The 17,597-nt window shown below is 64.6% G+C and carries 28 protein-coding genes and 1 pseudogene; all 29 read left to right on the plus strand.

What is annotated here, in order from left to right; translation table 11 throughout:
- The first annotated feature begins 6 nt into the window (after positions 1 to 6).
- The 29 genes and pseudogenes from fusA (at position 7) to rplQ (ending at position 17,581) form a co-directional block, all read left to right on the plus strand.
- Positions 7 to 2,082 (plus strand): elongation factor G, encoded by a 2,076-nt coding sequence (gene fusA, locus DKG75_RS19115; protein ID WP_109922756.1) that lies wholly within the window; start codon positions 7 to 9, stop codon positions 2,080 to 2,082.
- Positions 2,083 to 2,114: 32 nt separating this feature from the next.
- Complete coding sequence (gene tuf / locus DKG75_RS19120; protein ID WP_109922739.1) at positions 2,115 to 3,305, plus strand: elongation factor Tu; 1,191 nt, start codon at positions 2,115 to 2,117, stop codon at positions 3,303 to 3,305.
- Positions 3,306 to 3,334: 29 nt separating this feature from the next.
- Positions 3,335 to 3,643 (plus strand): 30S ribosomal protein S10, encoded by a 309-nt coding sequence (gene rpsJ, locus DKG75_RS19125; RefSeq protein ID WP_109907585.1) that lies wholly within the window; start codon positions 3,335 to 3,337, stop codon positions 3,641 to 3,643.
- Between the two features lie 10 nt (positions 3,644 to 3,653).
- Positions 3,654 to 4,349 carry a 50S ribosomal protein L3 gene (gene rplC / locus DKG75_RS19130; RefSeq protein ID WP_109922757.1) on the plus strand — a complete coding sequence of 232 codons (696 nt, stop codon included), beginning with the start codon at positions 3,654 to 3,656 and terminating at the stop codon, positions 4,347 to 4,349.
- 3 nt (positions 4,350 to 4,352) lie between these two features.
- Positions 4,353 to 4,970 carry a 50S ribosomal protein L4 gene (gene rplD / locus DKG75_RS19135; protein ID WP_109922758.1) on the plus strand — a complete coding sequence of 206 codons (618 nt, stop codon included), beginning with the start codon at positions 4,353 to 4,355 and terminating at the stop codon, positions 4,968 to 4,970.
- Positions 4,967 to 5,260: a 50S ribosomal protein L23 gene (locus DKG75_RS19140; RefSeq protein ID WP_109922759.1), complete on the plus strand. Its 294-nt coding sequence runs from the start codon at positions 4,967 to 4,969 to the stop codon at positions 5,258 to 5,260. Before rplD ends, DKG75_RS19140 begins: the two co-directional genes overlap by 4 nt.
- A 3-nt stretch (positions 5,261 to 5,263) precedes the next feature.
- On the plus strand, positions 5,264 to 6,094 hold the full coding sequence (gene rplB, locus DKG75_RS19145; RefSeq protein WP_109922760.1) for a 50S ribosomal protein L2: 831 nt from the start codon (positions 5,264 to 5,266) through the stop codon (positions 6,092 to 6,094).
- Positions 6,095 to 6,105: 11 nt separating this feature from the next.
- Positions 6,106 to 6,384, plus strand: a complete 279-nt coding sequence (gene rpsS, locus DKG75_RS19150) for a 30S ribosomal protein S19 (RefSeq protein WP_109922761.1) — start codon at positions 6,106 to 6,108, stop codon at positions 6,382 to 6,384.
- A 4-nt stretch (positions 6,385 to 6,388) separates the two neighbouring features.
- Complete coding sequence (gene rplV, locus DKG75_RS19155; RefSeq protein ID WP_109922762.1) at positions 6,389 to 6,778, plus strand: 50S ribosomal protein L22; 390 nt, start codon at positions 6,389 to 6,391, stop codon at positions 6,776 to 6,778.
- A gap of 3 nt (positions 6,779 to 6,781) precedes the next feature.
- Entirely contained in the window at positions 6,782 to 7,561 is a 780-nt protein-coding gene (gene rpsC, locus DKG75_RS19160) for a 30S ribosomal protein S3 (RefSeq protein WP_109922763.1), read from the plus strand.
- A 6-nt stretch (positions 7,562 to 7,567) separates the two neighbouring features.
- Entirely contained in the window at positions 7,568 to 7,987 is a 420-nt protein-coding gene (gene rplP, locus DKG75_RS19165; protein WP_109922764.1) for a 50S ribosomal protein L16, read from the plus strand.
- A gap of 2 nt (positions 7,988 to 7,989) precedes the next feature.
- Entirely contained in the window at positions 7,990 to 8,196 is a 207-nt protein-coding gene (gene rpmC / locus DKG75_RS19170) for a 50S ribosomal protein L29 (protein WP_279573904.1), read from the plus strand.
- A gap of 33 nt (positions 8,197 to 8,229) precedes the next feature.
- The gene (gene rpsQ, locus DKG75_RS19175; RefSeq protein ID WP_109922765.1) at positions 8,230 to 8,493 is read left to right on the plus strand and encodes a 30S ribosomal protein S17; all 264 of its coding nucleotides are present in this window, start codon (positions 8,230 to 8,232) and stop codon (positions 8,491 to 8,493) included.
- A gap of 24 nt (positions 8,494 to 8,517) precedes the next feature.
- On the plus strand, positions 8,518 to 8,886 hold the full coding sequence (rplN, locus tag DKG75_RS19180) for a 50S ribosomal protein L14 (RefSeq protein ID WP_109922766.1): 369 nt from the start codon (positions 8,518 to 8,520) through the stop codon (positions 8,884 to 8,886).
- Entirely contained in the window at positions 8,886 to 9,224 is a 339-nt protein-coding gene (rplX, locus tag DKG75_RS19185; RefSeq protein WP_109922767.1) for a 50S ribosomal protein L24, read from the plus strand. Before rplN ends, rplX begins: the two co-directional genes overlap by 1 nt.
- Positions 9,217 to 9,774: a 50S ribosomal protein L5 gene (gene rplE, locus DKG75_RS19190; protein ID WP_109922768.1), complete on the plus strand. Its 558-nt coding sequence runs from the start codon at positions 9,217 to 9,219 to the stop codon at positions 9,772 to 9,774. Before rplX ends, rplE begins: the two co-directional genes overlap by 8 nt.
- A gap of 10 nt (positions 9,775 to 9,784) precedes the next feature.
- Positions 9,785 to 10,090, plus strand: coding sequence for a 30S ribosomal protein S14 (gene rpsN / locus DKG75_RS19195; protein WP_109922769.1), 306 nt, complete (start codon positions 9,785 to 9,787; stop codon positions 10,088 to 10,090).
- A gap of 11 nt (positions 10,091 to 10,101) precedes the next feature.
- Positions 10,102 to 10,500: a 30S ribosomal protein S8 gene (gene rpsH / locus DKG75_RS19200; RefSeq protein ID WP_109922770.1), complete on the plus strand. Its 399-nt coding sequence runs from the start codon at positions 10,102 to 10,104 to the stop codon at positions 10,498 to 10,500.
- Positions 10,501 to 10,516: 16 nt separating this feature from the next.
- Positions 10,517 to 11,050, plus strand: coding sequence for a 50S ribosomal protein L6 (rplF, locus tag DKG75_RS19205; protein WP_109922771.1), 534 nt, complete (start codon positions 10,517 to 10,519; stop codon positions 11,048 to 11,050).
- 5 nt (positions 11,051 to 11,055) lie between these two features.
- Positions 11,056 to 11,415, plus strand: a complete 360-nt coding sequence (rplR, locus tag DKG75_RS19210; RefSeq protein ID WP_109922772.1) for a 50S ribosomal protein L18 — start codon at positions 11,056 to 11,058, stop codon at positions 11,413 to 11,415.
- A 23-nt stretch (positions 11,416 to 11,438) separates the two neighbouring features.
- Entirely contained in the window at positions 11,439 to 11,993 is a 555-nt protein-coding gene (gene rpsE, locus DKG75_RS19215) for a 30S ribosomal protein S5 (protein ID WP_109922773.1), read from the plus strand.
- A gap of 6 nt (positions 11,994 to 11,999) precedes the next feature.
- Positions 12,000 to 12,182 carry a 50S ribosomal protein L30 gene (gene rpmD / locus DKG75_RS19220; RefSeq protein WP_109922774.1) on the plus strand — a complete coding sequence of 61 codons (183 nt, stop codon included), beginning with the start codon at positions 12,000 to 12,002 and terminating at the stop codon, positions 12,180 to 12,182.
- Positions 12,183 to 12,219: 37 nt separating this feature from the next.
- Positions 12,220 to 12,672: pseudogene (gene rplO / locus DKG75_RS19225) on the plus strand (50S ribosomal protein L15); the annotation flags it as partial.
- A gap of 255 nt (positions 12,673 to 12,927) precedes the next feature.
- Complete coding sequence (secY, locus tag DKG75_RS19230) at positions 12,928 to 14,271, plus strand: preprotein translocase subunit SecY (protein ID WP_109922776.1); 1,344 nt, start codon at positions 12,928 to 12,930, stop codon at positions 14,269 to 14,271.
- Positions 14,268 to 14,924, plus strand: coding sequence for an adenylate kinase (locus DKG75_RS19235; RefSeq protein ID WP_109922777.1), 657 nt, complete (start codon positions 14,268 to 14,270; stop codon positions 14,922 to 14,924). Before secY ends, DKG75_RS19235 begins: the two co-directional genes overlap by 4 nt.
- A gap of 187 nt (positions 14,925 to 15,111) precedes the next feature.
- A complete protein-coding gene (rpsM, locus tag DKG75_RS19240; RefSeq protein WP_109922778.1) occupies positions 15,112 to 15,480 on the plus strand; it encodes a 30S ribosomal protein S13 in 369 nt (122 codons plus the stop codon).
- Between the two features lie 80 nt (positions 15,481 to 15,560).
- A complete protein-coding gene (gene rpsK, locus DKG75_RS19245; protein WP_109922779.1) occupies positions 15,561 to 15,950 on the plus strand; it encodes a 30S ribosomal protein S11 in 390 nt (129 codons plus the stop codon).
- Between the two features lie 152 nt (positions 15,951 to 16,102).
- Positions 16,103 to 17,119, plus strand: coding sequence for a DNA-directed RNA polymerase subunit alpha (locus DKG75_RS19250; RefSeq protein ID WP_109922780.1), 1,017 nt, complete (start codon positions 16,103 to 16,105; stop codon positions 17,117 to 17,119).
- A gap of 45 nt (positions 17,120 to 17,164) precedes the next feature.
- Entirely contained in the window at positions 17,165 to 17,581 is a 417-nt protein-coding gene (gene rplQ / locus DKG75_RS19255; protein ID WP_109922781.1) for a 50S ribosomal protein L17, read from the plus strand.
- The last annotated feature ends 16 nt before the right edge of the window (positions 17,582 to 17,597 follow it).

Genomic DNA, 17,597 nt, shown 5'->3' on the forward strand with positions numbered 1-17,597 from the left:
CGTATCATGCCTCGCAGCCATCCGCTCGAACGGTATCGTAACATCGGCATCATGGCCCACATCGATGCCGGCAAGACGACCACGACCGAGCGTATCCTCTATTACACCGGCCGTTCGCATAAGATCGGCGAAGTCCATGACGGCGCTGCCACCATGGACTGGATGGAACAGGAACAGGAACGCGGCATCACGATCACGTCGGCCGCGACGACCTGCTTCTGGAACGACCACCGGATCAACATCATCGACACCCCGGGGCACGTGGACTTCACCATCGAAGTCGAACGTTCGCTGCGCGTGCTCGACGGTGCGGTTGCCGTGTTCGATTCCGTCGCCGGTGTCGAGCCGCAGTCGGAGACCGTGTGGCGCCAGGCCGACAAGTATGGCGTGCCGCGCATCTGCTACGTCAACAAGATGGACCGCACGGGCGCGAACTTCTACCGTTGCGTGGACATGTTCATCGACCGTCTGGGCGCCCGTCCGCTCATCATCAACTTCCCGGTCGGTGCCGAAGGCGAATTCGCCGGCATCGTCGACGTGCTGTTGATGAAGGCCCTGATCTGGCAGGAAGAATCGCTCGGCGCGAAGTATGATATCGTCGACATCCCGGCCGATCTGGTCGAGAAGGCGAACGAATATCGCCAGGCCCTGGTCGAAACCGCCGTCGAACAGGACGACGCGGCCATGGAAGCCTATCTCGAAGGCAACGAGCCGGATATCGCGACCCTGAAGGCCTGTATCCGCAAGGGTACCATCGCGGGCGTCTTCGTGCCGGTCGTCTCGGGTTCGTCGTTCAAGAACAAGGGCGTCCAGGCCCTGCTCGATGCCGTCATCGACTTCCTGCCCTCGCCGCTCGAAGTGCCGGCGATCAAGGGCGTCGACCCGCGCAACGACGAAGAGATCGAGCGCAAGTCCTCGGACGACGAGCCGACCGCGGTTCTGGCGTTCAAGATCATGGACGACCCGTTCGTCGGCACGATCACCTTCTGCCGCGTCTACTCGGGCAAGCTCGAGGCCGGCGCCGGCGTGCTGAACTCGACCAAGGACAAGCGCGAGCGGATCGGCCGCATGCTGCAGATGCATGCGAACAGCCGTGAAGACGTGAAGGAAGCCTATGCGGGCGACATCGTGGCGCTCGCCGGCCTGAAGGACGTCCGCACCGGCGACACGCTGTGCGACCCCTCGAAGCCGGTGATCCTCGAAAAGATGGAATTCCCCGAGCCCGTCATCGAGCTGTCGATCGAGCCGAAGTCGAAGGCCGACCAGGAAAAGCTGGGCATCGCGCTCAGCAAGCTGGCCGCCGAAGACCCCTCGTTCCGCGTCTCGACCGATGCCGAATCGGGCCAGACCATCCTGAAGGGCATGGGCGAGCTTCACCTTGAAATTAAGGTCGACATCCTGCGTCGGACCTACAAGGTGGATGCGAACGTCGGCGCCCCCCAGGTGGCCTACCGCGAAACCATCACCAAGCGCGCCGAAGTGGATTACACCCACAAGAAGCAGACCGGTGGTACGGGTCAGTTCGCCCGCGTCAAGCTGGTGTTCGAGCCGAAGGAGAACCCCGAGGATCCGATGTTCACCAGCGCGATCGTTGGTGGCTCGGTGCCGAAGGAATATATCCCGGGTGTCGAAAAGGGCATCGCCTCGGTCGCGGGTAACGGCGTGATCGCCGGCTTCCCGGTGATCAACTTCAAGGCCACCCTGATCGACGGCGCCTACCACGACGTCGACTCCTCGGTCCTCGCCTTCGAAATCGCGTCCCGTGCCGCGTTCAAGGAAGGCATGGAGAAGGCCTCGCCCAGGCTGCTCGAGCCGGTGATGAAGGTCGAAGTGGTGACCCCGGAAGATTACTTCGGGTCGGTCATCGGTGACCTGAACAGCCGTCGCGGCCAGATCCTGGGCAGCGAGAGCCGTGGCAACGCCTCGGTGATCTCCGCCCATGTCCCGCTGGCGAACATGTTCGGTTACATCAACACGCTGCGCTCGATGACCCAGGGTCGCGCTCAGTATTCCATGGTTTTCGCTCACTATGAGCCGGTGCCTCAGGCGGTCGCGGACGAAGTCCGCGCCAAGTACGCCTGAATTCGCAACCGCTAGCGTTACGGAGAGCCTTCATGGCCAAGGAAAGTTTCAAGCGGACGAAGCCGCACTGCAACATCGGTACGATCGGTCACGTCGATCATGGCAAGACGTCGCTGACGGCGGCGATCACCAAGATCCTGGCCGAGTCCGGCGGCGCGACGTTCACGGCGTACGACCAGATCGACAAGGCGCCTGAAGAGCGGGCCCGTGGCATCACGATTTCGACGGCGCACGTCGAATACGAGACCACGAACCGGCACTACGCGCACGTCGACTGCCCCGGTCACGCCGACTATGTGAAGAACATGATCACCGGTGCCGCCCAGATGGACGGCGCGATCCTGGTGGTCTCGGCGGCCGACGGCCCGATGCCGCAGACCCGCGAGCACATCCTGCTGGCGCGTCAGGTCGGCGTGCCGTCGCTGGTGGTGTTCCTGAACAAGTGCGACATGGTCGACGATCCGGAACTGCTGGACCTGGTCGAGCTGGAAGTGCGCGAGCTGCTGTCGTCCTACGACTTCCCCGGGGACGACATCCCGGTGGTGAAGGGCTCGGCCCTGTGCGCGCTGAACGACTCGGACAAGAAGCTGGGCCGTGAAGCGATCCTGGAACTGATGGCGGCGGTTGATGCCTATATCCCGCAGCCGGAGCGCCCGAAGGACCGTCCGTTCCTGATGCCGATCGAAGACGTGTTCTCGATCTCCGGCCGCGGCACGGTGGTGACCGGGCGCGTCGAGCGCGGGATCGTGAAGGTCGGCGAGGAAATCGAGATCGTCGGCCTGAAGGCGACGAAGAAGACGACCGTGACCGGCGTTGAAATGTTCCGGAAGCTGCTGGACCAGGGCGAGGCGGGCGACAACATCGGCGCGCTGCTGCGCGGTGTCGGCCGCGACGACGTGGAGCGCGGTCAGGTCCTGGCGAAGCCGGGCTCGATCACGCCGCACACCCAGTTCAAGGCCGAAGCCTACATCCTGACGAAGGAAGAAGGCGGCCGCCACACCCCGTTCTTCACCAACTACCGCCCGCAGTTCTACTTCCGCACGACGGACGTGACCGGCGTGGTGACCCTGCCGGAAGGCGTGGAGATGGTGATGCCGGGTGACAACGTCGCGATGACGGTCGAGCTGATTGCGCCGATCGCCATGGACGAAGGTCTTCGCTTCGCGATCCGCGAAGGCGGCCGCACCGTCGGTGCCGGCGTCGTCGCTTCGATCGTGAAGTAAGGCCAGGCGCGATTTCGAGGGTTCATAAGATGGACAGCCAGAATATCCGCATCCGCCTGAAGGCGTTCGATCACCGCGTGCTCGACCAGTCGACCAGCGAGATCGTCAACACGGCGAAGCGGACCGGTGCGCGGGTTCGGGGACCGATCCCGCTGCCGACCAAGATCGAAAAGTTCACGGTGCTGCGTTCGCCGCACATCGACAAGAAGAGCCGCGAGCAGTTCGAAATCCGGACTCACAAGCGTCTCCTCGACATCGTCGATCCGACTCCGCAGACGGTGGACGCGCTGATGAAGCTCGACCTCGCCGCCGGCGTCGACGTCGAGATCAAGCTCTGAGGGTGAAGCCATGCGTTCCGGTGTGATCGCCAAGAAAATCGGGATGACTCGGCTCTTTGCAGCCGACGGCGCCCATGTGCCGGTGACGGTGCTGCAGATCGACAATCTGCAGGTCGTCGCGACCCGCTCGATCGAGAAGGACGGCTATACCGCCGTCCAGCTCGGCTCGGGCAAGGCGAAGGTGAAGAACGTTTCGAAGCCGCAGCGTGGCCATTTCGCCAAGGCGGGCGTCGAGCCGAAGCTGAAGCTGATCGAATTCCGCGTGTCGGAAGACGCTCTGCTGAACGTCGGCGACGAGCTTTCGGTCGAACATTTCAATGTCGGCCAGAAGATCGACGTGACGGGCGAGACCAAGGGCAAGGGGTTCCAGGGCGTCATGAAGCGCTGGAACTTCGGCGGCCTGCGTGCCACCCACGGCGTGTCGGTCTCCCATCGCTCGCACGGTTCGACCGGCCAGCGCCAGGACCCCGGCAAGGTGTTCAAGGGCAAGAAGATGGCCGGCCACCTCGGGGCCGAGCGCGTCACTGTCCAGAACCTCGAAGTGGCCAAGGTGGACGAAACCCGCGGCCTCATCCTGGTCAAGGGTGCCGTCCCGGGTTCCAAGGGCTCCTACGTGCTGGTCCGCGACGCCGTGAAGGTGAAGCAGGACGGCCTGCCCCTGCCGGGCAAGGTCAAGGCGCGCGAAGCCGCCGCGCAGGAGGGCTGATCAATGAAGGCCGATATTACCACCCTCGACGCCACCGTCGCCGGTTCGATCGACCTCTCGGACGACGTGTTCGGTCTGGAGCCGCGCGCTGACATCCTGCACCGTCTGGTGCTGTGGCAGCTGGCCAAGCGCCAGGCCGGCACGCACCGCATCAAGACGGTCAGCGAGATCACCGCGACCACCAAGAAGATGTACCGCCAGAAGGGCACGGGCCATGCCCGTCACGGCTCGAAGAAGGTCGGTCAGTTCCGCGGTGGTGCGAAGACCATGGGGCCGGTCGTGCGCAGCCATGCCTTCGACCTGCCGAAGAAGGTCCGCAAGCTCGGTCTTCGCAACGCCCTCTCGGCGAAGGCGAAGGCCGGCCAGCTGGTCGTCCTCGACAGCGCCGCTTTCGAGCAGGGCAAGACCGCCGCGCTGAAGGCGAAGTTCGAGGCGCTCGGCTGGAATTCGGTCCTCGTGGTCGATACCGAGCTGAACGAGGGCTTCGCCCGCGCCGCCCGCAACATTCCGCATGTCGACGTCCTGCCGACCGTCGGCGCCAATGTTTACGACATTCTCCGTCGTGAAAAGCTGGTGCTGACCAAGGCCGCCGTCGAAAGCCTGGAGGCCCGCCTGAAATGAGCGAGCTGTCGCATTACGACGTCATCCTGTCGCCGGTGATCACTGAAAAGTCCACCGCCGCGTCGGAGCATAACCAGGTCGTCTTCAAGGTGCCGCTGACCGCGACCAAGCCGGAAATCAAGGCCGCGGTCGAGAAGCTGTTCCAGGTGAAGGTGACCGCCGTCAACACGATCCGCACCGAGGGCAAGACCAAGCGTTTCCGTGGTCGCCTCGGCAAGCGGTCGGATGTCAAGAAGGCCGTCGTGACCCTGGCTGAAGGCCAGTCGATCGACGTGACGACCGGGATCTAAGCCATGGCGTTGAAGACTTTCCGTCCGATCACCCCGTCGCTCCGCGGCACGGTGCTGATCGACCGTTCGGACCTCTATAAGGGCAAGCCGGTCAAGACCCTGACCGAAGGCCTGAACAAGAACGCCGGGCGTAACAACCACGGCCGCATCACCATGCGGCGCGTCGGCGGCGGCCACAAGAAGGCCTACCGCCTGGTCGACTTCAAGCGCCGGAAGTTCGATGTTCCCGCCACCGTGGAACGCATCGAATACGATCCGAACCGCACCGCCTTCATCGCGCTCATCCGCTATGAGGACGGCGAGCTGTCGTACATCCTGGCCCCGCAGCGCCTGTCCGTCGGTGACGCCGTCATCGCCGGCGAGCGTGTCGACGTGAAGCCGGGCAATGCGGCGCCGCTGAAGAACCTGCCGATCGGCACCATCGTGCACAACGTCGAGCTGAAGATCGGCAAGGGCGGCGCGATCGCCCGTTCGGCCGGGACTTACGCCCAGATCGTCGGCCGCGACGGCGCCTATGTCATCCTGCGCCTGTCGTCGGGCGAGCAGCGTCTGGTCCGCGGCGAGTGCCTCGCCTCGGTCGGCGCCGTGTCGAACCCCGACAACCAGAACACCAAGGTCGGCAAGGCTGGCCGCAACCGCTGGCTGGGCATCCGCCCGTCGGTCCGCGGCGTGGCCATGAACCCGATCGATCACCCGCATGGTGGTGGCGAAGGCCGGACTTCCGGCGGTCGTCATCCCGTGACGCCTTGGGGCAAGGGTACGAAGGGCAACAAGACCCGCAATAACAAGCGGTCCGATGCCTTCATCCTGCGCTCGCGTCACGCCAAGAAGTAACGGAGACCGCCGTGACTCGTTCAGTTTGGAAAGGTCCGTTCGTCGATGGTTACCTGCTGAAGAAGGCAGAGACCACCCGGGCGTCGGGCCGCAAGGAAGTCATCAAGACCTGGTCGCGCCGCTCGACCATTCTGCCCCAGTTCCTGGGGCTGACGTTCGGCGTGCACAACGGCCACAAGTTCATCCCGGTGCTGGTGAACGAGGACATGGTCGGTCACAAGTTCGGCGAATTCGCGCCGACGCGGACCTTCTATGGCCACGCCGCCGACAAGAAGGCGAAGAGGAAGTAAGGCGATGTCGCAGCCGAAGAATCCCCGCCGCGTTGCCGAGAACGAGGCTCTCGCCATCGGCAACAACCTGCGGTCCTCGACCCGGAAGCTGAACCTTGTCGCGGAGCAGATCCGCGGCAAGGCCGTTTCGACCGCACTGGCCGAGCTTGCCTTCTCGAAGAAGCACATCGCCCGCGATGTGAAGAAAGTCCTTGAGAGCGCGATCGCCAATGCCGAGAACAACCACCAGCTCGACGTCGACAGCCTCTACGTCTCGCAGGCGACCGTCGGCCGTTCGCTGGCCATGCGCCGGTTCCATGCCCGCGCCCGCGGCCGTGCCGCCGGCGTCGTGAAGGAATTCTCGAACATCACCGTCGTCGTGCGCGAGCGCGCCGAAGCGGCGTCGGAGGAGTAAGCGATGGGTCAGAAGGTCAATCCGGTCGGCCTGCGCCTCGGGATCAACCGTACCTGGGACAGCCGCTGGTACGCCAACAAGCGCGATTTCGCCGGTCTTCTTCATGAAGACCTGAAGATCCGCGCCTTCCTCGAGAAGAAGCTGGCCTCGGCCGGCATCGCCCGCGTCGTCATCGAGCGCCCGGCCAAGAAGTGCCGGGTCACGATCCACACCGCCCGTCCGGGCGTGGTGATCGGCAAGAAGGGCGCGGACATCGAAAAGCTGCGCGCCGAACTCGCCAAGATGACGAAGTCGGAAGTCAGCCTGAACATCGTCGAGATCCGCAAGCCGGAAATCGACGCCAAGCTGATCGCCGAAAGCATCGCCCAGCAGCTGGAACGCCGCGTCGCCTTCCGCCGCGCCATGAAGCGCAGCGTGCAGTCGGCCATGCGTCTCGGCGCCGGCGGCATCCGCATCAACTGCGGCGGCCGTCTTGGTGGTGCCGAAATCGCCCGTATCGAATGGTACCGTGAAGGCCGCGTGCCCCTGCACACGCTTCGCGCCGACATCGATTTCGGTCGCGGCACTGCGCATACCGCCATGGGCACCTGCGGCGTGAAGGTCTGGGTGTTCAAGGGCGAGATCCTGGCGCACGACCCGATGGCTCAGGACAAGCGCCTGGCCGAACAAGCCAATCAGGCCCGCCCGGAACGCGAGCCCCGTGAACACCGCGAGCGCCGTGGCGATCGTCGGGGTGATCGTGGCAATCGCGGCCAGGCCCCGGCCGAGAGCGACGCGGAGTAATTCGCCATGCTGCAACCGAAGCGTACAAAATTCCGGAAAGCCTTCAAGGGCCGGATCCATGGCAATGCGAAGGGCGGCACCTCGCTGACCTTCGGGGCCTTCGGCCTGAAGGCCCTGGAGCCGGAGCGGGTCACCGCCCGCCAGATCGAAGCGGCCCGCCGCGCGATCACCCGTCACATCAAGCGTCAGGGCCGCGTGTGGATCCGGGTGTTCCCGGACGTGCCGGTCTCGAAGAAGCCGACCGAAGTCCGCATGGGCAAGGGCAAGGGCGCGCCCGAACTGTGGGTGGCGCGCGTGAAGCCCGGCCGCATCATGTTCGAGATGGACGGCGTCCCGGCGGAACTGGCGAAGGAAGCCTTCGCCCGCGGCGCCGCCAAACTGCCGATCGCGACGAAATTCGTCAGCCGGCTTGGTGAGGGAGCTTGATTATGGCGTCCGTGAAGGCTAATGATCTGCGCCTCAAGACGGCCGATGAACTGAACGATCGTCTCACGATCCTGAAGAAAGAGCAGTTCAACCTGCGCTTCCAGAAGGCGACCGGCCAGCTTGAGAATACGGCGCGTCAGGGTGCCGTGCGTCGCGAAATCGCGAAGATCCTGACCGTGTTGAAGGAAAAGGCGGCCGCCTCGGCCTGATGGGCCGAGGGACGCGTCTTTGGGAGAAGCTAGATGCCGAAGCGAGTGATGCAGGGCGTCGTGGTCAGCGACAAGACCGACAAGACCGTCGTGGTCAAGGTCGAGCGCCGCGTGCTGCACCCGGTTCTGAAGAAAGTGGTGCGCCGGTCCAAGAAGTACCACGCCCACGATGAGACCAACCAGTACAAGGTCGGCGACATCGTGAACATCCAGGAATGCCGTCCGATCTCGAAGCTGAAGACCTGGGAGGTCATCGGCGCCGTGGGTTCGGATGGTAAGCCCGTTGTCCAGGCCTAACTGGACTTTCAGGAGTAGGTAGACATGATCCAGATGCAGACGAACCTGGACGTGGCCGACAATTCGGGCGCGCGTCGGGTGATGTGCATCAAGGTGCTGGGCGGTGCCGGTCGCCGGTATGCCAGCGTCGGTGACATCATCGTCGTCTCCGTGAAGGAGGCGATTCCGCGCGGCCGCGTGAAGAAGGGCGACGTGCATCGTGCCGTCGTCGTCCGCACGGCCAAGGAAGTGCGTCGTCCCGACGGCACGGCCATCCGTTTCGACACCAATGCGGCGGTTCTGATCAACAAGCAGAACGAGCCGATTGGCACCCGTATCTTCGGGCCGGTGGTGCGCGAACTTCGCGCCCGCAACCACATGAAGATCATCAGCCTGGCGCCGGAGGTGCTGTGATGACTGCGCATCCGGATCATCAGAAGCTGCGTATCCGCAAGGGCGACAAGGTCGTCGTGATTTCGGGCAAGGACAAGGGCAAGAAGGGTGAAATCCTTCGCGTCCTGCCGACCGAGGCGCGGGCCGTCGTCCAGGGCGTCAACGTCGTGAAGCGCCACACGAAGCCGACACAGACGAACCAGGGCGGTATCGTCGAGAAGGAAGCGCCGATCCACGTGTCCAACCTCGCCATTGAAGATCCCCGCGACGGCAAGCCCTCGCGCATCGGCTTCAAGGTGCTCGAGGACGGCCGCAAGGTTCGCGTCGCCAAGCGTTCGGGGGATGTGATCGATGTCTGATACCCGCATCGAGCCGCGTCTGAAGCGGCAGTATAACGAAGTCATCCGTGCCAAGCTGCTGGAGCAGTTCGGCTACAAGAACGTGATGCAGGTTCCGCGCCTGGAAAAGATCGTCATCAACATGGGCGTCGGCGAAGCCGCGACCGATGGCAAGAAGATCCAGGGCGCGGTCGAGAACATGACCGCGATCACCGGCCAGAAGCCCGTGATCACCAAGTCGACCAAGGCGATCGCCGGCTTCAAGCTGCGCGAGGGGGCCCCGGTCGGCGTGAAGGTCACGCTCCGGGCCGACCGCATGTATGAATTCCTTGATCGCCTGGTGACGATCGCGCTGCCGCGCGTTCGCGACTTCCGTGGTCTGAACGGGAAGAGCTTCGACGGCCGTGGCAATTACGCCATGGGTCTGAAGGAGCAGATCATTTTCCCGGAAATCAACTACGACAAGGTCGACACCGTTCGCGGTATGGACATCGTCATCTGCACGACGGCCACGAAGAACGAAGAAGCCAAGGCGCTTCTCGCCGCCTTCGAACTGCCGTTCTATAACTGAGGATAGGCACATGGCTAAGACGAGTGCCATCGAGAAGAACAAGCGCCGCGCCAAGCTGGCTGCCCAGCACGCCGCCAAGCGCGCCCGGCTGAAGGCCGTCGTCATGGATCAGCAGATCTCCGACGAAGACCGTTTCGCCGCCACCCTGAAGCTTGCCGAAATGCCCCGCAACGGCGCGAAGAATCGCGTCCGCCTGCGGTGCGAAGTCTCGGGCCGCGCCCGCGGCAATTATCGCAAGCTGAAGCTGTCCCGTATCGCGCTGCGTGACCTGGCCTCTGCCGGCCAGATCCCCGGCATGGTCAAGTCGAGCTGGTAAGGAGAACCGCGATGGCACTGAGCGATCCGCTCGGCGATATGCTGACGCGCATCCGTAACGGCCAGTCCGCCGGCAAGGCGACTGTGCGTTCCCCCGCGTCCAAGCTGCGCGCCCGTGTTCTCGATGTCCTGGCGTCCGAAGGCTACATCCGTGGCTATCAGACCTCGACGGCCGAGAATGGCGCGTCTGAAATCGAGATCGAACTGAAGTACCACGAGGGTCTCCCCGTGATTCAGTCGATCGACCGCATCTCTCGTCCCGGCCGCCGCGTCTACTCGGCGATCAAGGATCTGCCGAGCTTCCGCAACGGTCTCGGCATCCAGATCCTGTCGACGCCGCGGGGCGTGATGTCCGACGCCGCTGCACGCGCTGCCAATGTTGGCGGCGAAGTGCTGTGCCGCGTGTTCTGATCCAGGAGGACTGAACATGTCGCGTATTGGCAAGAAGCCGGTCCAGGTCCCCGCGGGCGTCACCGTCACCGTCGAGGGCCAGAATGTCGCCGTGAAGGGCGCCAAGGGCCAGCTGACCCTCACCGTCGTCGACGATATCGAGGTGAAGCTGGAGAACAACGCCGTCGCGCTGACCCCCCGGTCGGCCGAGAAGCGTGCCCGCGAGCGCTGGGGCCTGTCGCGCACCCTGGTCAACAATATGATCAAGGGCGTGACCCAGGGTTTCCGCACGGACCTCGAGATCACCGGCGTGGGTTACCGCGCCGCCGTCCAGGGCAAGAACCTTCAGCTCAACCTCGGCTACAGCCACGATGTCGTGCTGCCGATCCCGGAAGGCCTCGAAGTCAAGTGCGAGAAGCCGACCCTGATCGCGGTTACCGGCATCGATGCCCAGAAGGTCGGTCAGTTCGCGGCGGAAATCCGCGATTGGCGCCGGCCGGAGCCCTATAAGGGCAAGGGCATCAAGTATTCGACCGAGACGATCTTCCGCAAGGAAGGCAAGAAGAAGTAACAGCCATGGCGATCAAGGACACCTTCGAACGGCGCCAGCAGCGGACTCGTACCCGCCTGCGCAAACTCGCGAACGGTCGGCCGCGCCTCAGCGTCTTCCGCTCGTCGCAGCACATCTATGCCCAGATCATCGACGATGTGAGCGGCCGCACGGTCGCCGCCGCGTCGACGATCGACAAGGAGCTGAAGGGCTCGCTCAAGACCGGCGCGGACGTCGATGCGGCCAAGGCCGTCGGCCTGCTGGTCGCCAAGCGCGCCAAGGAAGCCGGGATCGAAACGGTCGTCTTCGACCGTGGCGGTTACCTCTATCATGGTCGCGTGAAGGCGTTGGCCGAGGGTGCCCGCGAGGGCGGCCTCGAGTTCTGAGCCTGCTGGAAAGGACGTAACAAATGGCACGTCAACATGACGGCGAGCGCCAGCAGGACGAACTGGTCGACAAGCTGGTGCATATCAACCGCGTCGCCAAGGTGGTGAAGGGCGGTCGGCGTTTCGGTTTCGCGGCCCTGGTCGTCGTCGGCGACCGCAAGGGCCGGGTCGGTTTCGGTCACGGCAAGGCGCGTGAAGTGCCGGAAGCCATCCGCAAGGCCACCGAAGCGGCGAAGCGCAAGCTGATCCGCGTTCACCTCCGCGAAGGCCGCACCCTGCATCACGACATCGAGGGCCGTCACGGCGCCGGTCGCGTGGTGCTCCGGGCCGCCCCTCCGGGTACCGGCATCATCGCCGGCGGCCCGATGCGCGCGGTCTTCGAGACCCTGGGCGTTCATGACGTCGTCACCAAGTCGCTGGGTTCGTCGAACCCGCACAACATGGTGCGCGCCACGTTCAATGCCCTGCAGAACAGCCTGTCGCCCCGTTCGGTGGCGGCGAAGCGCGGTAAGCGCGTGTCGGATCTGGTCGGCGGCCGCAAGGCCGAGGCCGATGCGGCCGACGCCCAGGCGGAGTAAGGCGGCATGGCCAAGGTGAAACTCACCCAGGTGCGCAGCCCGGCGCGGCGCCCCAAGGCTCAGGAAGCGACCCTCGTCGGTCTCGGCCTGAACAAGCTGCATCGTGTCAGCGTGATCGAGGACACCCCCTCGACCCGTGGCATGATTGAGAAGGTCAAACACCTCGTGAAGGTCGAGGCGGCTGAATAAGCCGTCTCGAAACCACGCGAAGAGTGAGGATTCAGACATGAAACTGACAGAGATCGCCGATAACCCCGGTTCCCGTCCGTCGCGCATCCGCGTCGGCCGCGGCATCGGCTCCGGCAAGGGCAAGACGTCGGGCCGCGGCGTCAAGGGCCAGAAGGCGCGCTCCGGCGTGGCCGTCAAGGGCTTTGAAGGCGGTCAGATGCCCATCCATCGCCGCCTGCCGAAGGGCGGCTTCAAGAACCTGTTCCGCGTCGCCTATCTGCCGGTGAACCTCGGCAAGGTGCAGGCGGCGGTCGATGCCGGCCGCATCGAAGCCGGTGCCACCGTCACCGCGGCGGTGCTGGCCGAGACCGGCGTGCTGGGTCTTCGCCGCGGGTTCCCCGTGCGCCTGCTGGCCGACGGCGAGATCACGGTCGCCCTGAACTTCGAGGTCGACGCGGCTTCGGCTTCGGCGGTCGCGGCGGTCGAAGCGGCCGGCGGCAAGGTCACGATCATTCCGAAGCGCGAAGTGCCGCGCAAGGAAGGCAAGAAGGCCGTGCGCCGGAAGGCCCAGATCGCGAAGAAGGAAGCCCGCGAGGCTGCCCGCGCCTGATCGCGCTGATCCGCGCGCCGGTGAACGGACTGCGACCAAGCAGGCCGTTCCGGCGCGCGGATTTTCGTCTGTCTGCCTGATTGTATTTCGTGTCCAAGTCCCCTTGCGCGGGGCGCGCCGGCAGCGCCGGTCCTGATCGCCCCGAGGAGAACTGCGATGGCATCCGCCGCCGAACAGCTCGCAGCCAACCTTTCCTGGAGCTCGTTTTCCAAGGCAACGGAACTCAAGCGCCGGATCTGGTTCACGCTGGGCGCCCTGATCGTCTATCGCCTGGGCACCTATATCCCGATTCCCGGTGTCGATCCTGCCGCCCTTGCCGCGATCTTCGCGCAGAACCAGGGCGGCATTCTCGGCATGTTCGACGTGTTCGCCGGCGGCGCCCTCGGGCGCATGACGATTTTCGCGCTGAACATCATGCCGTACATCACGGCCTCGATCATCGTGCAGCTGCTCACCACCATCTCCCCGACGATGGAAGCGCTGAAGAAGGAAGGCGAGGCGGGCCGCAAGCGGCTGAACCAATATACGCGCTACGGCACCGTGTTCCTGGCCGTGATCCAGGCCTATGGCATCGCCGTCGGCCTTGAGAGCATGACCGCCAACGGCCGCGGCGCCGTGCTCGACCCGGGCCTCGGCTTCCGCCTGGAAGCGGTGATCACCCTGACCGGCGGCACCGTGTTCCTGATGTGGCTGGGCGAACAGATCACCTCGCGCGGGGTCGGCAACGGCATTTCGCTGATCATCTTCGCCGGCATCGTGGCCGCCCTGCCGACCGCCCTGATCCATACCCTGGAACTGGGCCGCACCGGGGCGCTGTCCGCCTTCGTGATCATCGCGATCCTGCTCCTGGTCGTGGTCGTCGTCGCCTTCATCGTGTTCTTCGAACGCGCCCAGCGCCGCATCCTGGTCCAGTATCCCAAGCGCCAGCAGGGCAACAAGGTGTTCGGGGGCGAATCGTCCCACATGCCCCTGAAGCTGAACACCGCCGGCGTCATCCCGCCGATCTTCGCCTCGTCCCTGCTGTTGCTGCCGGTGACCGTGGCGAATTTCGCCGGCACGGGCGGGCCGGAGTGGCTGCAGACCGTGACTAGACTTTTGGCCCATGGCCAGCCGCTCTATATGGCGCTTTATATAGCAGGGATCGTCTTCTTCTGCTTCTTCTACACCGCGATCGTCTTCAACCCGACGGAAACGGCCGAGAACCTGCGGAAGTACGGCGGTTTCATCCCAGGGATCAAGCCGGGCAGCCGCACGGCCGACCACCTGGACCATATTCTGACGCGGCTGACGGTGGTGGGGGCCGCTTATCTCTCGGCGGTCTGTATCCTGCCGGAGATTCTCATCACCCAATATTCGGTGCCGTTCTATTTCGGCGGCACCTCGCTCTTGATCGTGGTGAGCGTGACCATGGACACGGTCGCCCAGGTTCAGAGCCACCTTCTTGCGCACCAGTATGAGGGCCTGATCCGCAAGTCGAAGTTGAAGGGCAGGGGGAAATGAATCTCATTCTTCTCGGACCGCCGGGCGCCGGCAAGGGTACGCAGGCACAGCGTCTGGAGCGTTCGCGCGGCCTGGTGCAGCTGTCCACGGGCGACATGCTGCGGGCAGCCGTGGCCGCCGGGACCGAGGTCGGCAAGAAAGCCAAGGCCGTCATGGAAGCCGGCCAGCTGGTTTCCGACGATATCGTCGTCGGTATCATCGCCGACCGCATCAAGCAGCCGGATTGCCAGAAGGGCTTCATCCTCGATGGCTTCCCCCGCACCGTGGCCCAGGCCGAGGCGCTGGACCGGATGCTGGCCGAGAACGGCCTGAAGCTGGACCGCGTCATCGACATGAAAGTCGAGGACGAGATCCTGGTGGAGCGCGTCTCGGGCCGCTACACCTGCGCCAAATGCAATGCTGGCTATCACGACAAGTTCCAGCAGCCGAAGGTTGCCGGGGTCTGCGATATCTGCGGCTCGACCGAGTTCAAGCGCCGCCCGGACGACAATGCCGAGACCGTGCGCAGCCGGCTCGGCGCCTTCCACGCCCAGACCGCGCCCCTGCTGCCCTATTATTCGGCGCGCGGCGTGCTCGGCGCGGTGGACGGCATGGCGGAAATCGACGAGGTGACTCGGCAGATCGAGGCGGAACTGGGGTTCGGCCCGGCTTGAGTCATTGACATGGACCTGCCGACTCATATAATCCGCCCTTCTCGTCGGCAGGGCCAGCTCTGCGGCGCGCTAATCGTTTGCGCGAGTCTTTGGAACACGATTCCTAAGTCTCGCCGGCGACAGGGCGCAGCGGCGAAGGGCTTGGACCAGTGTAATTGACGAACCGAACGTCACGAAGAGGTTAGCGGTGGCTCGTATCGCAGGTGTCAACATTCCGACCAACAAGCGGGTCGAGATCGCGTTGACCTATATCCATGGCATCGGCCCGTTCAAGGCCAAGGAAATCGTCGCGAAGGTCGGCATTGTCGACGGCAAGCGGGTGAACCAGCTCTCGGAAGCTGAAGTCTCGCAGATCCGCGAAGTCATCGACCGCGACTACCTGGTGGAAGGTGACCTCCGCCGCGAAGTCGCGATGAACATCAAGCGCCTGATGGACCTCGGTTGCTATCGCGGCCTGCGTCACCGTCGCGGCCTGCCGGTGCGTGGCCAGCGCACCCACACCAACGCCCGGACCCGCAAGGGCCCGGCCAAGCCGATCGCCGGCAAGAAGAAGTAATCAGGGTACGGGGCGCGTCCGCGCCCCACCCGTTCGGGAACAGCGGACGCGCTGCGCGTTCTTTGGAAGGTAGTTAAGAGATGGCCGTTGAAAAGGCACGGGTGAAGCGCCGCGAGCGCAAGAACATCACCTCGGGCGTGGCGCATGTCAGCGCCAGCTTCAACAACACGATGATCACCATCACCGATGCCCAGGGCAACACGATTTCGTGGTCCTCGGCGGGGACGATGGGTTTCAAGGGCAGCCGCAAGTCCACTCCCTATGCCGCCCAGGTCGCCGCGGAAGACGCGGGCCGCAAGGCGCAGGAACATGGCGTGCGCATCCTCGAAGTCGAAGTGACCGGCCCGGGTTCGGGCCGCGAGTCGGCTCTTCGTGCGCTTCAGGCCGTCGGTTTCCAGATCACGTCGATCCGCGACGTGACCCCGATCCCGCACAACGGCTGCCGCCCGCCGAAGCGTCGCCGCGTCTGATCGCGGCCGTGGCCGGGGCCGACGCCCCGGCGTTCGCCAGGCCCCGGCCGAAAGCTGGGGCCGCCGTGTACCGGGCCCCCGTTATCGCCCGTCCCGCAGATGATCCGGATGCATTGGGCCTGCGTGGGCTGGAATAGGATGAGGTCGAAGTCGTGATTCAGGACAACTGGAAGAACCTCAAGAAGGCCGAGATCGAAGTGACGCCGGGCGATGACCCGCGCCGCTTTGCGACCGTCGTCGCCCAGCCGCTGGAGCGGGGCTTCGGCCTGACGCTGGGCAATGCGCTGCGCCGCGTGCTGCTGTCCTCGCTGCAGGGCGCCGCCGTCACCGCGGTGAAGATCGACGGCGTGCTGCATGAATTCTCGTCGATCCCGGGTGTTCGCGAAGACGTCACCGACATCATCCTGAACATCAAGCAGATCGCGCTGCGCATGCATGCCGAAGGCCCGCGCCGCATGACCCTGAAGGCCCAGGGCCCGGGTGAAGTGACCGCCGGCCAGATCACCGTGCCGTCGGACATCGAGGTGCTGAACCCCGATCTCGTGCTGTGCAGCCTGGACGACGGCGCGAAGATCCACATGGAGTTCACGGTGCAGAACGGCAAGGGCTATGTCCCGGCCGACCGCAACCGTCCGGAAGATGCCCCGATCGGCCTGATCCCGGTCGACAGCCTCTACAGCCCGGTGAAGAAGGTCGCCTATCGCGTGGAGAATACCCGCGAAGGCCAGAACCTCGAGCTGGACAAGCTGGTCATGCAGGTCGAGACCAATGGCTCGATCGAGCCGGATCGTGCCGTCGCCATTGCCGCGCGCATCATCCAGGACCAGCTGCAGCGCTTCATCTCCTTCGAGGAGCCGCGCCAGGAAGTGCGCGAGGCTGCGCCGCTGGAGCCGAAGTTCAACCGCAATCTGCTGCGCAAGGTCGACGAGCTGGAACTTTCCGTCCGCTCGGCGAATTGCCTCAAGAACGACAACATCGTCTACATCGGCGACCTGATCCAGAAGTCCGAGGCGGAAATGCTCCGCACCCCGAACTTCGGCCGCAAGTCGCTGAACGAGATCAAGGAAGTTCTGGCGCAGATGGGCCTGCATCTCGGCATGGAAGTGCCGGACTGGCCGCCGGAGAACATCGAGGAACTGGCAAAGCGCCTCGAAGAGAACAATTTCTGAGGCCGGGCACGCGCCCCCTCTTTGGATTAGGAACGGGAGAGTCCCATGCGCCATCGCGTCGCCCGAGTGAAGCTCGGCATGGATGCCTCGCACCGCCGCGCTGTGTTCGCCAACATGGCCGCGTCGCTGCTGAAGCACGAACAGATCACCACCACCCTGCCGCGCGCCCGCGCGCTGCGTCCCTATGTCGAGAAGCTCATCACCCTCGGCAAGAAGGGCGGCCTGCACGCCCGCCGTCAGGCGCTGTCGCAGCTCTATGACGAAGCGGTCGTCGGCAAGCTGTTCGACGTCGTCGGCCCGCGCTATGCCAATCGCGCCGGCGGCTATACCCGCGTGCTGAAGGCGGGCTTCCGCCGCGGCGATGCGGCTGCGCTCGCGGTGATCGAACTGGTCGATCGCGACGTCTCGGCCAAGGGCCTGGACTCGGGCCCGGTGCAGACCGTCGCCGCCGGCGAGGAATGATCCATGGGGCTGCCCT

The sequence above is a fragment of the Zavarzinia compransoris genome (assembly GCF_003173055.1).
Lineage (GTDB): Bacteria > Pseudomonadota > Alphaproteobacteria > Zavarziniales > Zavarziniaceae > Zavarzinia > Zavarzinia compransoris.

Coding starts and splice junctions, on each gene's coding strand:
- fusA (WP_109922756.1), top strand. CDS start 7: ATGCCTCGCAGCCATCCGCTCGAACGGTATCGTAACATCGGCATCATG.
- tuf (WP_109922739.1), top strand. CDS start 2,115: ATGGCCAAGGAAAGTTTCAAGCGGACGAAGCCGCACTGCAACATCGGT.
- rpsJ (WP_109907585.1), top strand. CDS start 3,335: ATGGACAGCCAGAATATCCGCATCCGCCTGAAGGCGTTCGATCACCGC.
- rplC (WP_109922757.1), top strand. CDS start 3,654: ATGCGTTCCGGTGTGATCGCCAAGAAAATCGGGATGACTCGGCTCTTT.
- rplD (WP_109922758.1), top strand. CDS start 4,353: ATGAAGGCCGATATTACCACCCTCGACGCCACCGTCGCCGGTTCGATC.
- DKG75_RS19140 (WP_109922759.1), top strand. CDS start 4,967: ATGAGCGAGCTGTCGCATTACGACGTCATCCTGTCGCCGGTGATCACT.
- rplB (WP_109922760.1), top strand. CDS start 5,264: ATGGCGTTGAAGACTTTCCGTCCGATCACCCCGTCGCTCCGCGGCACG.
- rplV (WP_109922762.1), top strand. CDS start 6,389: ATGTCGCAGCCGAAGAATCCCCGCCGCGTTGCCGAGAACGAGGCTCTC.
- rpsC (WP_109922763.1), top strand. CDS start 6,782: ATGGGTCAGAAGGTCAATCCGGTCGGCCTGCGCCTCGGGATCAACCGT.
- rplP (WP_109922764.1), top strand. CDS start 7,568: ATGCTGCAACCGAAGCGTACAAAATTCCGGAAAGCCTTCAAGGGCCGG.
- rpmC (WP_279573904.1), top strand. CDS start 7,990: ATGGCGTCCGTGAAGGCTAATGATCTGCGCCTCAAGACGGCCGATGAA.
- rpsQ (WP_109922765.1), top strand. CDS start 8,230: ATGCCGAAGCGAGTGATGCAGGGCGTCGTGGTCAGCGACAAGACCGAC.
- rplN (WP_109922766.1), top strand. CDS start 8,518: ATGATCCAGATGCAGACGAACCTGGACGTGGCCGACAATTCGGGCGCG.
- rplX (WP_109922767.1), top strand. CDS start 8,886: ATGACTGCGCATCCGGATCATCAGAAGCTGCGTATCCGCAAGGGCGAC.
- rplE (WP_109922768.1), top strand. CDS start 9,217: ATGTCTGATACCCGCATCGAGCCGCGTCTGAAGCGGCAGTATAACGAA.
- rpsN (WP_109922769.1), top strand. CDS start 9,785: ATGGCTAAGACGAGTGCCATCGAGAAGAACAAGCGCCGCGCCAAGCTG.
- rpsH (WP_109922770.1), top strand. CDS start 10,102: ATGGCACTGAGCGATCCGCTCGGCGATATGCTGACGCGCATCCGTAAC.
- rplF (WP_109922771.1), top strand. CDS start 10,517: ATGTCGCGTATTGGCAAGAAGCCGGTCCAGGTCCCCGCGGGCGTCACC.
- rplR (WP_109922772.1), top strand. CDS start 11,056: ATGGCGATCAAGGACACCTTCGAACGGCGCCAGCAGCGGACTCGTACC.
- rpsE (WP_109922773.1), top strand. CDS start 11,439: ATGGCACGTCAACATGACGGCGAGCGCCAGCAGGACGAACTGGTCGAC.
- rpmD (WP_109922774.1), top strand. CDS start 12,000: ATGGCCAAGGTGAAACTCACCCAGGTGCGCAGCCCGGCGCGGCGCCCC.
- secY (WP_109922776.1), top strand. CDS start 12,928: ATGGCATCCGCCGCCGAACAGCTCGCAGCCAACCTTTCCTGGAGCTCG.
- DKG75_RS19235 (WP_109922777.1), top strand. CDS start 14,268: ATGAATCTCATTCTTCTCGGACCGCCGGGCGCCGGCAAGGGTACGCAG.
- rpsK (WP_109922779.1), top strand. CDS start 15,561: ATGGCCGTTGAAAAGGCACGGGTGAAGCGCCGCGAGCGCAAGAACATC.
- rplQ (WP_109922781.1), top strand. CDS start 17,165: ATGCGCCATCGCGTCGCCCGAGTGAAGCTCGGCATGGATGCCTCGCAC.